Below are 14,980 nucleotides of genomic sequence, written 5' to 3'. Positions count from 1 at the left end.
GTTCTCCTAAAAGGTGGGAATCATCAACTGCCGCAGGATCGGTGGCCAACCCTGTTCACGAGCCATCCGGCGCACCGCGGTGGCGAGGGCACCGCCCGCACCACGCCCGCCGATGAGTAGCCGAGCAGAGTCGGCGTCCAGCTCAGCGGCGTGATCGGCCGCCCATTCGAGGGCGCGCGTGGCATCGGACTCGATCGCCTGCCGCTGTTCGGGCCGCAGGTCGTAGCGCACCGCGAAGACGATGAAATCGCCTGTGGCGGACAAGGTCCGGCTGAGATCGTCGAACTCGGCCGCGCCGCTGGGGTTTCCGATATCGAAGAGCATCAACAGTGGCCGTGGTGGCCCGGTCGGACCGGGCCAATAGACGCGGGCCCGGCGGCCGGCGACGGCGGCCCGCAATCGCAGTTCGGCGACCCGGCAGCGGGCTGGAGTGGAAGTCACCGGCAAACATTCGCATCGGCCACGCACGGGAAGGAAGGACCGAATAGGCATGGCAGTCTTGCGTGAACGACATGACCGCCCGCGCCCCCGATGGGCAATACTCTTGACCATGACTGCCCACACCGGCGAGAACACGGCCGGAAGCCCCACTCCCCTGCCGAAGACACCCGATGCGATCGAATTACGCCATCTGCGGGCCTTCATCACGGTGGCGGAGGAGCTCAATTTCGGGCGGGCGGCCACCCGACTGTATGTCTCACAACCCGCGCTCAGTAGGCAGATTCGCGCCTTGGAGCGACTCGTCGGCTGTGATCTGCTGCGCCGCACCACACATCGGGTCGAGCTCACTCTCGCCGGTGAGGCGCTACTCGATCGCGCCCGGCAAATTCTCAGCGATGTCGATGAGGCGGTCTCCGCGACCCGAGCGGTCGGCGGTGAACTATTGGCCCGGATCACCCGGTACTGGGAGCCGTTCGACGAGCCGGACCCCGAATTGCAGGTGCTGCGAACCGCTTACGAGGACCTGCACGCGCAGTTCCCGCCACCGCCGGAGGTGCAGATACGGCCGATCAACGCGGGCGGTGTGTCCAGCCTGCTGGTCACCCCGGACCAGCCGCTCGATGCGACGATCCTGTTTCTGCATGGCGGCGGTTACATCTTGGGCTCCGCGTTCGGATATCGCGCGCTCGCCGGGGCGCTGGCCGCCGCCGCGAATACCAGAACCCTCGTCCCGGATTTCCGGCTGGCACCCGAGCACCCGTTCCCGGCCGCGGTCGACGATGCGTTGAGCGCATACCGCTGGCTGCTGGACACCGGCACCGCGCCCGACCGCATCATCCTCGCCGGCGATTCGGTCGGCGCGCACTTGTCCATGTCGACCCTTATCCGCCTGCGCGAGCAGGGATTACCGCCCCCCGCGGCGGTCGTATCCCTCTGTCCCGGAATCGATCTGCACTGCAGATCGCATACCGAGCATGGTCCGGAAGCCGATCCGGGCGAGGTGACCGCGGAGCAGTTCCAGCGGCGCATTATCGGCGACTACCTGGCCGGGCATCCGGATGACGACCCCGTGGTCGCACCGCTGCGCGCCGATCTGACCGGTTGCCCGCCGATGCTCGTACAGGTCGGCACCGGCGACACCCATCTCACCGACGCGCACGAGCTGGTGGATCACGCCCGCGCGCACGGCGTCGAGGTGCGGCTCGAGCTGTATCCGGTGGCAACACACGTTTTCCACATCTTCTGGTCGTTCCTGCCGGAGGCGGCCGATGCGCTCGAACATGCGGGCGCGTTCATTCGAGAGCGGGTCGAGCAGGCCGGAACCCGCACGGCCGCACGCTCAACCGCATAGCCCGCGACCACCACGATCACGTTCTGCCCGTTTTGCCCGATTAGGGTTAGGGCGTGAAGAGAGTCGTAGCGCAATTATCAAGTCTCGAAGTAAGTCGGCCCGATCCGATCGCCAGCGGACGGACCAACGGTCCGGGCGGCGTCCGAATCCTCACGGACGGCTGAACTGAATGGTCGCGCATGAAACCGCACTGTCGCTGATCCAGTTGGGCGCGGTGCTATTCGGATTGGGATTGCTCGGGCGGCTCGCGGCGCGGATCGGAATGTCGCCCATTCCGCTGTATCTGATCGGCGGGCTGGTCTTCGGCACCGGCGGGCTGATCGAGTTGCGACATGTGGATCAGTTCATCGAACTGGCCAGTGAGATCGGCGTGGTACTCCTGCTGTTGTTGCTCGGATTGGAGTACACCGCAAGCGAATTGGTGACCGGCCTGCGCAGCTCCTGGGCCGCGGGTGTGGTCGATCTGATACTCAACGCGCTGCCGGGCGTCGCGGTCGCGCTGATACTCGGCTGGGGTGCCACCGGAGCCGTCGCCATGGCGGGCGTCACCTACATCTCCTCATCGGGAATCGTCGCCAAGGTACTCAATGACCTTGGGCGACTGGGCAATCGGGAGACGCCGACAATCCTGTCGATCCTGGTGTTCGAGGATCTGGTGATGGCCGGATACCTGCCCGTGCTCACCGCGATTCTGGCCGGAGCCGGATTCGCCGCCGGGCTCCTGACCGTCGGTATCGCGCTGACCGCCGTGACCGTCGTGCTCGTGGTCGCGCTGCGTTTCGGCAATCACGTCTCCAAGATCGTGGACAGCGACGACCGTGAAATCTTCCTGCTGAAACTGCTCGGCTCGGCGCTGCTGGTCGCGGGAGTGGCTTCCGCACTACAGGTATCGGCCGCGGTCGGGGCGTTCCTGCTCGGTATCGCCATCTCCGATTCCACCGCGCACAATGCCGCCAAACTGCTCGAACCGCTGCGTGATCTGTTCGCGGCGCTGTTCTTCGTACTCTTCGGACTCAGCACCGATCCGGCCAGTATTCCGCCGGTGCTCGGCTGGGCGGTGGTGCTGGCGGTGGTCACCGCCGCGACCAAGATCGCGACCGGCTGGTGGGCCGCCGGACGGGCCGGGGCGTCGCGCTACGGTCGCGCCCGTGCCGGATCGGCACTCGTCGCGCGCGGCGAATTCTCCATTGTCATAGCCGGTTTGGCGGTCACGGCCGGTGCGGTACCCACCGAATTCGCGGCCCTGGCCACCACCTATGTGCTGATTATGGCGGTGCTGGGACCGGTGGCCGCGCGCCTGATCGAACCCGTGCTGCGCTGGGCCGATCAACTGCGCACCACCGCGGCGAACAGCCCGTAGTGGTCAGTCCCGCTCGGGACCGAGTGAGATACCGCGACTGGCGAGCCAGGGCAATGGGTCGACCTTGTCGGAACCATTGAGCCACACCTCGAAATGGCAGTGCGGGCCGGTAGAGAAGCCGCGATTGCCTACCGTGGCGATCTGGTCACCGGCCAGCACGCGTTGCCCGACATCGACGGTCGCGGTATCCACATGCCCGTACACGGTGATGGTGCCGTCGTCATGCTGCAGGCGCACCCACATACCGAATCCGGAAGCGGGGCCCGCGCTGATCACCTTGCCGTCCTGCACGGCGTAGATGGGCGTACCGATCGGGGCGGCCACGTCCACACCCAAATGCTCCGCACCCCAGCGGGATCCGAAGCCGGAGGTGAAGGTGCCCGCGGCGAATCGCACGAAGAGCGGGCGCAGGGTCTCGGCCGCGCGGGCGGCGATATCAGCCTCGAACTGTTCACCGTTGTGCAGGATGTCCTGGAAGTCGGCCGGATCCTCCACCTGCGCGGCGTCGAGAATCTCCGGGAAATGCGCATCGGTGCCGTCCAGGGTGGCGGGCTGCAGCGCCGCCAGCTCTTCGGTATTCGGAGTGTTCAGCGGGTTGGTATGCACCTCCTGCAGCCCGGCCTGCGTCGCGGCGACCGCCGCGCCCGCCGCCACCGCGGCGATGACCGCACGCCCGCGCAGCGCATTGATCGCCGGCTCCCGCCGGTGCGCTCCGCGACCCCCGGATTCCCAGGAAGTATTGCCCCGCAATAGAACTGCGCCTCCTACCTAGCCCTGCACTGCTTCAGCCGCGAGACGATAACAAACGAAACTGTGAATCGTTCCCAGGAATGCGTGCTATTTGCGGGTCGGGTCCGGGTGTATTCAGGCGCTGTGTGCTAATTCCGCTGGCCCGAGCGCTCTTTGGCGCAGTGTGGTCAGTGTCCGCGTCAGCATGCGCGAGACCTGCATTTGCGAGACGCCCAGGCGCTTGCCGATCTGCGACTGGGTTTGATTGTCGAAGAAGCGCCACACCAGCATTTGCCGTTCGCGCGCGGGCAATTCCGCCAGCAGCGGGCCGACCGCCAGTGCGTTCTCCAGCAATCGATAGGACGGCTCCTCGGCACCGAGAGTGGCGACCAGTGCGGAATCCGCGGATTCGTCGTCACCGCGCGCGATATCGAGTGAACTGGGCTGATAGGCATTGCGCGCGATCAATGCCTGTGTGACATCGCTCATTTCGACCTCGAGTTCGGCCGCGATCTCACGCGCCGTGGGTATCCGCGCCAGTCGCTGCGCCAGCACCTCGACCGCACCGGTGATGCGTTGCTGCAGCTCCTTGGCACTGCGGGGGACGCGTACGGCCCAGGTGTTGTCGCGGAAATGGCGTCGCACCTCACCCATTACCGTCGGCACCGCGAATGACAGGAATGAACTGCCGCGGGTCACATCGAATCGATCCACGGCCTGCACCAATCCCACCGAAGCCACTTGGTGTAGGTCGTCGAACTCCTCGCCACGCCCCCCGAAACGACGCGCGATGTGTTCGGCCAGCGGCAGGCAGAGTTCGATGATCAACTCGCGCTGTGCCGCTCTGCGCCGATCATCCGGGGTCAGCTCGGCGAGCTCCGCGAATCGCACCTCTATCTCGTCATATGTGTCGCCCGGACTGTTCGAAGTCCGATTCCCGTTCGTACTCGGTATCGCCTCGTTCATGAAGTTTCCTCACTTCTCTACGAATCCGACGATTACCGGGTACCCACTCCACCGTTATCAAAACGTAATCAACCCGAATTGGGTTCTCACCTGGTACTTCAGGCGGAGATCTCGCGCGGTAGGCGGACGGTGAAGGTGGCCCCCGATCCGGGCGAGGTATCGACCGTCACCCGGCCGCCGTGCGCGGCGACCAGGGCCTGCACGATGGACAGGCCGAGTCCGGTACCGCCGCTCGCGCGGGTGCGCGAGGAATCGGTGCGATAGAAGCGCTCGAACACCCGCAGGGCGGCCTCCGGAGCCAGACCCGGTCCCTCGTCGATGACATCGATTCGAACCTCGTCATGAGAAGGCGTGAGCCGCACCGTAACCGGTGTCGAGGCCGGAGTATGCGTGAGGGCATTGCCCACCAGATTCGCCAGCACCTGACGCAACCGAGCCTCATCGCCGATGACCTGCAAGGTGCCTTCACCAGGCCGTATATCGAGGGCGATCGGCCGGTCCGGGGCATTCGGATCGGAGCGCTGACGCGCGGCCATGGCCTGGGCATTGTGGACCGCGTCCGTGGCGATCAACAGCAGGTCGACGGGCTTTCGATCGAAGGGCCGATTGGCGTCGACCCTGGCCAGCATGAGCAGGTCCTCCACCAGCAGGCCCATGCGGGCGGCCTCGCCTTCGATCCTGGTCAGGATTCCGGCGGCGTCGGTGCTCGCGCCCTGCCGGTACAGCTCGGCGAAACCGCGAATGGTGGTCAGCGGGGTACGCAGTTCATGGCTGGCGTCGGCGATGAAGCGGCGCATCTTGGCCTCGGAGCGGCGCGCCGCCTCCTCCTGCGCTTCGGTGGCGACGACGCCGTGCTGGATCTGCGCGAGCATCTCATTGAGCGAGCGCGCCAGATGATCAACCTCGGTATCGACATCGCGGACCGGCACCCGCCGATGCAGATCCCCGCCCGCGATGGCCGCCGCGGTCTCCTCCACCTGGCGCAGCGGGCGCAGACTGCGCCGCACCACCAGGTAGCCGCCGATACCGAGCACCAGCAAAGCCGTTGCACCGGCGGCGAGTTCGAAATAGATGAGGCCGGAGATGGTCTCCGTATTCTCGGCGAGGGAGATGCCTATCGTGGTGGAGCCGTACGCGTTCGAGATGGTCAGCACCCGCCAGCGCGGCATCGAAGCGTCGGTCGAGCTGACCGATTCAGGCCCGGCCCCGTGCTGTTCGGACAAATCGGGCGTCGACTGATCGTTTCCGGTCAGGAACTCCGAATAGACCGTCCCATCAGGGCCTTTGCGCAATTCGTAGAAGCGCCGCGGCTGCTCGGTCACCTTCACCGGCTGCGGTGGGCGCGGCGCGTCGGTCGGCACCCACACCGTGCGACCGTCTTCGGTGGTGACCTGCTTCATCGCCCGCGGCTGCGCCCAACCGCGCGCCGCGTCATAGAGCTGCTCATCGGTGCGCGAGGTCAACGACCGCGACAGCGCCGAGGTCAACGCCACCCCCGAGGCGAACAGCACCAATGCCGCCAGCGCCACCATCGCCACCACCAGGCCGATCCGCAATGGCACCGAGGAGACCCGGCGGCCCAGCGTCTCTCGCAGATTCACGTCCGACTCAGCCTCGAGTCGTTGCGCCACACCATCATGTGTCGATGGTCGCGGCGACAACCTCGACCACGCTGTACGCGCGCTGGGTGTTTCCTGTGAATGCGCCGCCCAACCGATATAACAGGTGGTATGGCCTTGAACTGGAAGCTCGTCATCGACAGTGTGGACGCGCCCGTACTCGCCGACTTCTGGGCGGCGGCCCTCGAATACGAGGTGGAGGACCCCAGCGCGCTCATCGACCAACTACTGGCAGCCGGGCACATCGGCGCAGACGCGGTGCGAGAACACAACGGCCACAAGACATTCCGAGGGATGGCGGGGATCCGGCATCCCGACGACCCGTTCGATCCGGCCAGCGGGGTCGGGCACGGCCGGCGGCTGCTCTTTCAGGATGTGCTCGAACCCAAGCAGGAGAAGAACCGGGTGCATATCGATGTGCACAGTGCACCCGGCGGGCTCGAGGCGCTGGTGACTCGGCTGGAGGGGCTCGGGGCCAAGCGGGTGCGCGAGTTCGACCGCGGGCCCGCCGGACATTGGTGGGTCATGCTCGACCCCGAGGGTAATGAGTTCTGCGCCGCATAGATCTTCGGTCAGCGCCGGCCGGAACCGGCTCGACACGCCCCCGGACCGGAAGTTGGCACAATTGGTCAGTCATTGACCATTCACCTTGCTCCGGCGCCGCCGCTACAGTGATCGACGGTCCACAAGCTGTGCGGTTACTGCCCTGTAGAACATGCGATCAGAGGTGGCGAAAACAACGGTGACAGCGATGAATACGCAGCATTTGCTGAGCGAGGTCCTCTCCAGATACGGGAGCGTCGAGGAGTTCTGCTCCCGCCTGCGCGACAGCCTCGACGACACCGTCGAATTACCGCTGACACCACCCGAACCCGAGACAGGTGGCAGGCACCGCCGCTACGATCCGGCCTGATCGGGGGGAGTATGGCGCGGTGACATTCCGGAGCATCCTGTGGCCGCACAATGCCCAGACCGCGACCGCCGACCGGGCGACAATCCAGGACTTGAACCTGGATCAGGTGTTCGCGGCCACCGGGGGCTCCGCACACGAAGCGGTGCAATATCGGCCGCTGCGAGATGTCGCCGACGTGGAATTCCGGCAGCGGGTGTTTCGCGATCTCGAAGACGATGCGGTGCGGACGGTATTCGAGGCATTCGTGGATGGAATGCACTCGGTTCGCCGGCACGACGACAAGGCGCGGCGACTGAGCCAGCCACATCAGCGCGATCGCCGGCAACTCGATGCCGAGACCGTGTACTGCCGCGTCGTGCGGGAGATGAGCGCTGGGCTGCAAGGACTTTCATTGCGGGCGACCGGATTGCGGGAATGGCGCGAGTGGCTGTCGGAGTATGTCGAGGACGCCTCGTTCCGGGCATTCGCGGCCGCGGGCGCACAGGTCCGCGCGGATCTCGACGCGGTGCGCTACTCGGTACAGGTAACCGGGCGGCACATCGTTGTCGACCACGCCGTGGACCGACCGGATTACAGCGAGGTCATAGCGTCCGCCTTCGCGCGCTTCCGCCCCGAATCCGATCCCCTCCGACCGGCTTTCGTGGACCCGTGGCCGGATATGAACGAGGTCGAAGAGCAGGTAATCGCCGCCGTCATCGAGCTGTATCCGGGACCCTTCGAACAGCTCGAGGGGCATGCCGGGCGGTATCGGGAATTCATCGACCCCGGCATTGCGCGATTCGATGCCGAAATACGTTTCTACCTGGATTATCTGCGCTTCGCGTGCGGTCTCGGGGTGCGGGGAATGCCGTTCTGCTATCCGGAGGTCACTGCGGAATTCTCCGGGATCGCGGTGGAAGGTGGGTTCGACGCCGCGCTCGGCTATGAGCTCGCCAAACATCAGAAGCTCGTGGTGCGCAATGACTTTCGACTCGACGACGGTGAACGGATGCTCACCGTCACCGGTCCGAATCAGGGCGGTAAGAGCACTTTCGCTCGAATGTTCGGGCAGACCGCGTATCTGGCGGCGCTGGGGTGTCCAGTACCCGGCACTCGGGCTCGAATAATGCTGGCGGACAACGTACTCACGCATTTCGTTCGCGAAGACGAGATCGACGATCCCCATGGTGCACTGGCACAGGAACTCACTCGTATGCACGATATCCTGCAGCGGCTCACGAATCGGAGTGTGCTTGTGCTGAACGAAAGCTTCAGTACCACAACCGCTTCCGATGCGGTCGCCATCGGCCGTGAGGTGGTCGGACGCATTGTCGAGCGTAGCGCGGTGGCGGTGTACGTGACCTTTCTCGACGAACTGGCCACGATTCGACCCGAAGTGGTGAGTATGGTCGCCGTGGTCTCGTCCGGGGACGATCCGGCCCGGACCTTTCGGATCGAGCGGCGCGCACCCGACGGACTCGCCTACGCCGCGACGGTGGCACAACGACATGGGCTGACCTACAACGAGATTCGCGCGAGGGTACGGTGATCCCGATCGGACTGCTCCAGCCTCCCGGCCGGGAGCCGCGCGCTGCGCGCAATGGCGACGCGGTCGCCGAAGACCTGGGCCTGGCCGAGCTGTACAACGTCATGGCGGGCGGCGATGAATTCATCGCCGGTGTCGTGAAAGCCATTGTCCCCCTGAGCTCGACCGATTGCGATGTCATTCGGCACCGGCAGGGTGTGCTCGCGGACTGCTGCGCCGATCCCGCCATGCTGCGGACCTGCTACACCATCGCCACCGAGGCAACCGCGGTGCGGCGCTGGACCTCCGGGCGCGGTCGCGAACCCCGGGGCAAGCTGGGACTGGCATTGCAGCCACTGCAGGCGTTGGTCGGATTGCTGCGACAGATACGGCAGAACTTCGAGAAATCGGCCGGTTCCTGCCGATCCACGGGGCTTGATCGGCTGCGTCGCATACTGACCGATCAGCTCGACGACGACTATCTCGCACTGCTCGAACACCATGTGGCCGCACTGTATTTCGAGCACGGTATGCATTTCAGCGCCGCCCTGGGAGTCGGGAACAAGGCCGATCGCATCATGCTGCACGAGCCACCGGCCGCCGCCAAACGCACGCTGTTCGGCCGCCGCCCCGGTATCGCCTTCGAGGCTTTCGACAATTTCGAATTCCACGACGGCGATCCGCTGCGGGCCGTCATCGAGCCGCCACTCGATTCGGTGGCCGAGTTGATATCCCGGGTCACCGACAATGTGCAGGACTTCTTCCGGCAGCTCCGCACCGAGCTGGCCTTCTATCTCGGATGCGTGAATCTGCATGAGAGGCTGACCGCCACGGGCACGCCGATCTGCTTCCCCGAGCCCGTGGCGGCCGGTGAGACCCTTTTGCGCACAACCGATTTGCGGGATGTGGGACTATCACTGACCGCCTCGAATGTCGTCGGCAACGATATCGACGCGACCGGCTCCACACTGCTCGTCGTCACCGGTGCCAACAGCGGCGGCAAGTCGACATTTCTGCGCAGTGTCGGCATCGCGCAGTTGCTGATGCAAGCCGGAATATTCGTTACCGCACGGTCATTCACCGCCGACCTTCGCGACGGTGTGTTCACGCATTTCGTGCGCGGTGAGGATCCCGCCATGACCCATGGCCGGCTCGATGAGGAACTCACCCGAATGCGTGCGATCACCGACCGGATGAGCGGCACGGCAATGCTGCTGTGCAACGAGCCTTTCGCCTCGACCGACGACCGTGACGCCGCCGCCCTCGCCGACCCGATCGTGTCCGCGCTGCTCGACTCCGGTGTCAAGATCGTGCTGGTCACGCACCTTTACGAATTCGCGCACCGGCGGCACGTCGCCGGGCACGGCACCGACCTCTTCCTGCGGGCACAGCGTGACAGCGACGGGCGGCGCACCTATCGACTGATCGTCGGCGCGCCCGAGCCGACCAGTCACGGCCTGGACATATTCCGGCGAATATTCGCTGATCACCAAGTGGGTGACGGGTGATCGCGCACTGGGTCGGCGAATCGCACAGCGTCACATGCGCGTAGGTGAGCAGGTCGAAATGGGTCGGCAATTGCCGAGAAAGCGCCTGGCAATCTGCGGCGATGAGGATTCCTTCGATGATAGGCCGGAGCATGCCCGGACCCGGCCACCGAGGGAGGACATGACCTGTGAGCGCAGCGCAGAGCCGAATCGCGGACCCGGCCACCGGTCCCGGACTGCGCGTGCCACTGGCGGGCATCCAGGCAGTGCTACAGACCTGGCTGACGCCGGTCCCGGAGCGCCGGGCCCCACTCACCGAGGCCCTCGGCGCGACCCTCGCCGAACCACTCACCGCGATATCGGCGTTACCGCGCGCCGACACGGCCGCGATGGACGGTTTCGCGGTCAGTGGCGGCGGGCCGAGCTGGCGACTGCGCAGTGAAATCCGTACCGCGGGAGCGCGTTCCGTCGCGGCACTGACCTCCGGTGAGGCGGTGCGGATCGCCACGGGCGCACCGACACCCACCGGTACGACCGCAGTGCTGCGCGATGAACACGTGCTCACCGAGCGCGTCTCCGGACAGTGGACACTGCAGCGACTACCCGGGACACCTCAGCGTGATGACACCCGGGTGCTCGGCGAATACTGGCTTCCCGGAACGGAACTCGCCGGCACCGGCACTCGCGTCGACGCCGCCGTGGCCTCCGCGGCCCTGAGCGCCGAAGCGCCGATCGCCGCCGTGCGCGGACCGCTGCGCGCCGATATCGTCATGACCGGTGACGAGATCCGCAATGCGGGCGCGCTCGCGCCCGGCCAGTCCCGCGATTCGATCGGCCCGATCCTGCCGGAATACCTGCGCGCCTGCGACATTCAGTTCCGCAAGCTCTGGCGACTCCCCGATGATCACACCCTGCTGCGCGCCTGGTTCGACCTTCCCACCGACTCCGAACTCGTCATCACCGTAGGGTCGACCGGCCACGGCGCCGCCGACCGCCTCCGCCCCGTCCTGCGCGAACTGGGGGCGCACATCATTATCGACGGCGTCCGAATTCGCCCCGGCGGCTCCCAAATAGTGGCTCGCCTTCCCGACGGCCGCACGCTACTGGCCTTGCCCGGCAACCCTTTCGCCGCCATAGCCGCCCTCCTGACCACCGGCCGCGCCCTGATAGACACCCTCACCGCCCGTCGCCCCCACCCGCAACGCTGGGGCCGCCTGGCCACCACGCCGACGCCCCACCCCGACGCCACCCACATCCTGCCCGCCCACCAGCTAGAGGGCGGTGTCTGGCGCACCCACACCGCAATTGGCACCCCGCACCTGGCCGACCTCATAGGCTCCCAAGCCTTGGCCCTACTGCCCCCATCCGCGACCCGGGGCACCCTGACCGAATTGATCCCCCTGCCCTACTAACCCCGCTCCGCGTGGGCGGAGTACTCGGCGACGGCGGACGCCAGATCGAGGTTGTCGACTGTGGCGAGGTAGGCGGGCGGGGTGCGGGCGATCCCGAGCTTGGTGAGCTCGGCCAGCAGGGCGGTGTGGACGGCCCAGGTGACTCCGGGCGGTTCGTGCAGCAGCGGGATGAGCTCTTCGATTGCCTTGGCGGCCTGTAGGTCTCCGAGCGCGCCGATGGCGTAGTGCCGAATGACCTCACGAGGGTCGGTGCGGGCCAGGTCGATGAGCCGATCGATCGGCTCCCCCGCCGGGGCGTGTGCCACGTACGTACGCAACGCCTCATATCCGGTGGTTCCGGTCGCGGTAGCGAGGTATTCCCAAGCGCGCGCGGCGATTTCGGGATGGGGCGGGAGTAGGACCAGCGAGTAGACGGCGGATTTGCGCACCGTGAAGCTGATGTCGCCGGTCAGCGTCAACAGAGCCGCACTGTCCGACCAGTCGGCGAGGGCAGCACAGGCGATCTCACGGATGAGCGGATCCGGGTGGGAAACCAATAGGGCGCTCAGACGAGCACGTGCCGTGGAATCGAAAGCGGTCCAGTCGATCCGGCGCAGCGCATTCGTCATGGCATCCCAGGCCTGATCCGGGTTATCGAGGATGGCCCGCAGGTCCTGTTCGGATACCACCGTGCCCGACGGCAGCCTGGGTGGCGAGAATGGTTGCGAGGGAGTGTATTTCCGTCCCGGCCCGGGTTGCGGACGCAAGAAGTCGGCGACCGGGCGCGCCCACTCCCGAAGCAGCCCCGCTTCTTTCGGGTCCGCGACATGAAGGGTGGACTCGAACTTCTCTCGCAGTTCGTCGAAGCTGACGGTGGCGACCGCTCGCACCGACTCGTCATCGCTGTCGCACAGCTCGGCCACGGCGCGCAGTACGCGGCGGGTGGGGTAGTACCGCAGCGTGTCCAGGGCCACCGCGGCCAGCTCCGGCGATCGGTCCCGGGCAGCCTCGAGCAGGCCCTCCTCCGCGGCGACCGGCTCATCCCATAGCAGCGTATCCGCCGCGACCGTGCGTATTTCACGATCGTGATGATTCAGCGCCCGAATCAGCACCGGCATGAATTCGGCCTCGCCGAAGTCGAAACTCATGCAGGCCAACGCGGTTCGCTGCAGCGGGTGGGTGTCATCGCTCGCCACCGGGATCACGATGTCCGCCTCGCTGCGATCCATCTGCTCGAGCGCATGCCGCATGATCACCGGATCGTCACTCCCCCACCAGGTTCGGCGGATTTCCGGAGTGGTGGTGCCGTCGAAGCCCCGGACCACTTTCGAGGCCGCCTCCCGGATCGCGGTCGGCAGTCGATCATCCAGGACCATGGCGGTCAGCGGGGCTATGGTGCGATAGTCCTCGAGCCACGCCAGTCCTTCGAACGCGGCCGCGCGCTCGGTCTCGCCGGTATCGGCTGCCCCGGCCTGTGCGAGCAGCGCGAAGGTTCGACTCCGGTCATGTTCCGCGGTCATGCCGCTCAGAATGACACGAGCGGACCCGGACCTGAGCAAGGCGCTTACGACCCGCGTGAGATCGTTGTGGACCAACCGATCAGGAGGATTCAGTGAGCGCTACCGATGACAGCGAAGGTCAGGCCGACATCGCGATCTCCAACGCGGGCAATCGATATGCGATCAGCGTCGACGGCGTACCGGCCGGGTTGACCGCCTATGTGGACCACGGCAACCAGCGAATCTTCTACCACACCGAGATCGGCGAGGAGTTCGGTGGACGCGGCCTCGCCAGCCGTCTCATCCCGGCCGCTCTCACCGATACCCGCAACCAGGGCAAGCGCATCGTCCCGGTCTGCCCGTTCGTCGCGGCCTACGTGCAGAAGCACCACGACTTCGACGACATCCTGGACCCGGTGACCCCCGAAATCATGAAGGTGCTCGACGCCGCGCTCAACTGAGGACCGGCCCCGGATCGGTGGGCCGCGTAGCACTTTCGCAGCCCAGCGATCCGATCGCGTTCCGAGCGGCCGATGTCAGGCCCGGCGGTCCACCGCGGCCCAGGCGGTGAGCGCCACGGCGCTCGATACCACCGCGACCGACGGCCAGGCGCCGATCTTCTTCGCCAGCGGGTGCGAGGCGCCCATCGCGCCGATGGACAGTCCGGTCAGCGCGGCGGCACCACCGATGCCGATCGTCTTGCGCCACTGCGGAATCGCGGCCGCCGTGCCCGCCGCGAACACCACGCCACCGAGCTGACGCTTCTTGGTGGCCTGTGCGAGCGCGAACCCACCCACCAGGCTGCCGGCCGCGAGCAACGACGTCGGTACCGCGGGAATTCGAGCCATGTGACTACCTCCATCTCAGTGCTTTGCGTACAAACACCTCGACGATAACCGGAGGAATCACCACCGGATCATTCGGGCAGGTAGAGGACCCGCAGCGGTTCAGACAGGATAGATTTCGTCGCACGCGTTCAGCAGAGCGGCCGCGATCCGACGCGATTCCGCGGCGGTCAATTCGGTGGGTTCGTCGTCCTGGACCGTGAGCGCGATGACAATGCGGCGACCGAAGCGGGTATCCCTGGCGCAGAGGCGAATTCGCAGTTCGGCATTCCAGCGGTGCGGGCCCGCGACCGGAATCGTCGCCGCGCGACCGTAATGCCAGAGGTCGACCAGCGGGTCCTGGTCATTGGCCGCGTCATGCCGGACGCACCAGGGCGGGCACAGCTCCGGCCCCAGCAGGGTGTCGGGCACCACCCGGGAATCCCACAGATCGGCAATCGCGATGAGGGTGTCCGCAGTGCGCCGAGCCTGCGGAATGGAGAGTTCGGCATGCGCGCGAGTGGGCGCGACCAGATCGATCCAATTATGCCGGTGCCCGTCACAGTCATGCGCGTTGAGCTGTACGAAGACCGTCGGCAGCACCGGATGTGGCTGCGGACCCACCAGGACCGAGGTCTCCTGACCGCCGTGCCGGCCGCCGTCGCACGGATCGAACGGATCCGGGTCCTCGTGCTCGACGCACCAGGCCGGACAAGGTAGAACAATCGTCATTTCAGCCCCGGGTTGGTCGCAGTGGGTCCGTTCGCGAGGACTGCGCCCCCTTCGCGCAGCCCTCGTGCCGGGATTCCCCGCACTCCGCTGGGCGGGTGAACGGTATGGGCCGGCCGCCGCACATACGAAATGTGCTGTACCGCAGCGCAATTGCCCATCACCTT

Annotated in this window: 14 protein-coding genes and 1 pseudogene; 8 read left to right on the top strand and 7 right to left on the bottom strand. The window is 66.2% G+C overall.

Features of this window, described 5'->3' with window-relative positions:
- Positions 1–6: 6 nt before the first annotated feature.
- A complete protein-coding gene (locus tag GFY24_RS09515) occupies positions 7–441 on the bottom strand; it encodes an alpha/beta hydrolase (RefSeq protein ID WP_194852802.1) in 435 nt (144 codons plus the stop codon).
- A 109-nt stretch (positions 442–550) separates the two neighbouring features.
- Between GFY24_RS09515 and GFY24_RS09510 the strand changes: the two genes are divergently transcribed.
- Together GFY24_RS09510 and GFY24_RS09505 are read left to right on the top strand one after the other, a co-directional pair.
- The gene (locus GFY24_RS09510) at positions 551–1,792 is read left to right on the top strand and encodes an alpha/beta hydrolase fold domain-containing protein (protein ID WP_153804595.1); all 1,242 of its coding nucleotides are present in this window, start codon (positions 551–553) and stop codon (positions 1,790–1,792) included.
- Positions 1,793–1,961: 169 nt separating this feature from the next.
- A complete protein-coding gene (locus GFY24_RS09505; RefSeq protein ID WP_153804594.1) occupies positions 1,962–3,152 on the top strand; it encodes a cation:proton antiporter in 1,191 nt (396 codons plus the stop codon).
- A 3-nt stretch (positions 3,153–3,155) separates the two neighbouring features.
- Here GFY24_RS09505 and GFY24_RS09500 read toward each other — a convergent pair.
- From GFY24_RS09500 to GFY24_RS09490, 3 genes and pseudogenes are all read right to left on the bottom strand, one after another.
- Positions 3,156–3,866, bottom strand: a pseudogene (locus GFY24_RS09500) (M23 family metallopeptidase); the annotation flags it as partial.
- 150 nt (positions 3,867–4,016) lie between these two features.
- A complete protein-coding gene (locus GFY24_RS09495; RefSeq protein ID WP_153804592.1) occupies positions 4,017–4,847 on the bottom strand; it encodes an RNA polymerase sigma factor SigF in 831 nt (276 codons plus the stop codon).
- A 98-nt stretch (positions 4,848–4,945) separates the two neighbouring features.
- A complete protein-coding gene (locus GFY24_RS09490) occupies positions 4,946–6,448 on the bottom strand; it encodes a HAMP domain-containing sensor histidine kinase (RefSeq protein WP_309230647.1) in 1,503 nt (500 codons plus the stop codon).
- A gap of 129 nt (positions 6,449–6,577) precedes the next feature.
- Between GFY24_RS09490 and GFY24_RS09485 the strand changes: the two genes are divergently transcribed.
- The 5 genes from GFY24_RS09485 to GFY24_RS09465 all read left to right on the top strand — a co-directional run bounded on the left by GFY24_RS09485 (position 6,578) and on the right by GFY24_RS09465 (position 11,782).
- Positions 6,578–7,030 carry a VOC family protein gene (locus tag GFY24_RS09485; protein ID WP_153804591.1) on the top strand — a complete coding sequence of 151 codons (453 nt, stop codon included), beginning with the start codon at positions 6,578–6,580 and terminating at the stop codon, positions 7,028–7,030.
- 187 nt (positions 7,031–7,217) lie between these two features.
- Positions 7,218–7,379, top strand: coding sequence for a hypothetical protein (locus GFY24_RS09480; protein ID WP_153804590.1), 162 nt, complete (start codon positions 7,218–7,220; stop codon positions 7,377–7,379).
- A 19-nt stretch (positions 7,380–7,398) separates the two neighbouring features.
- Positions 7,399–8,907, top strand: a complete 1,509-nt coding sequence (locus GFY24_RS43300; protein ID WP_153804589.1) for a DNA mismatch repair protein MutS — start codon at positions 7,399–7,401, stop codon at positions 8,905–8,907.
- Positions 8,904–10,391, top strand: coding sequence for a DNA mismatch repair protein (locus GFY24_RS43295; RefSeq protein ID WP_153804588.1), 1,488 nt, complete (start codon positions 8,904–8,906; stop codon positions 10,389–10,391). The genes GFY24_RS43300 and GFY24_RS43295 overlap by 4 nt, the downstream gene beginning before the upstream one ends.
- Before the next feature lie 167 nt (positions 10,392–10,558).
- Positions 10,559–11,782, top strand: a complete 1,224-nt coding sequence (locus tag GFY24_RS09465) for a molybdopterin-binding protein (protein ID WP_309230646.1) — start codon at positions 10,559–10,561, stop codon at positions 11,780–11,782.
- Here GFY24_RS09465 and GFY24_RS09460 read toward each other — a convergent pair.
- The gene (locus GFY24_RS09460; RefSeq protein ID WP_153804587.1) at positions 11,779–13,281 is read right to left on the bottom strand and encodes a hypothetical protein; all 1,503 of its coding nucleotides are present in this window, start codon (positions 13,279–13,281) and stop codon (positions 11,779–11,781) included. The genes GFY24_RS09465 and GFY24_RS09460 overlap by 4 nt on opposite strands.
- Positions 13,282–13,373: 92 nt before the next feature.
- Between GFY24_RS09460 and GFY24_RS09455 the strand changes: the two genes are divergently transcribed.
- Positions 13,374–13,721, top strand: a complete 348-nt coding sequence (locus tag GFY24_RS09455; RefSeq protein WP_309230645.1) for a GNAT family N-acetyltransferase — start codon at positions 13,374–13,376, stop codon at positions 13,719–13,721.
- Between the two features lie 75 nt (positions 13,722–13,796).
- Here the strand turns inward: GFY24_RS09455 and GFY24_RS09450 are convergent, their stop codons facing one another.
- Both GFY24_RS09450 and GFY24_RS09445 read right to left on the bottom strand, forming a co-directional pair.
- Positions 13,797–14,108 (bottom strand): hypothetical protein, encoded by a 312-nt coding sequence (locus tag GFY24_RS09450; protein WP_153804586.1) that lies wholly within the window; start codon positions 14,106–14,108, stop codon positions 13,797–13,799.
- A 99-nt stretch (positions 14,109–14,207) separates the two neighbouring features.
- A complete protein-coding gene (locus GFY24_RS09445) occupies positions 14,208–14,816 on the bottom strand; it encodes a DUF6907 domain-containing protein (protein WP_153804585.1) in 609 nt (202 codons plus the stop codon).
- Positions 14,817–14,980 lie beyond the last annotated feature (164 nt).

Source organism: Nocardia sp. SYP-A9097, from assembly GCF_009649815.1.
In the GTDB taxonomy this organism is placed as follows: Bacteria; Actinomycetota; Actinomycetes; order Mycobacteriales; family Mycobacteriaceae; genus Nocardia.
Note: the sequence above shows the minus strand (reverse complement) of the source record. Positions and strands in the feature narration are given on the sequence as shown.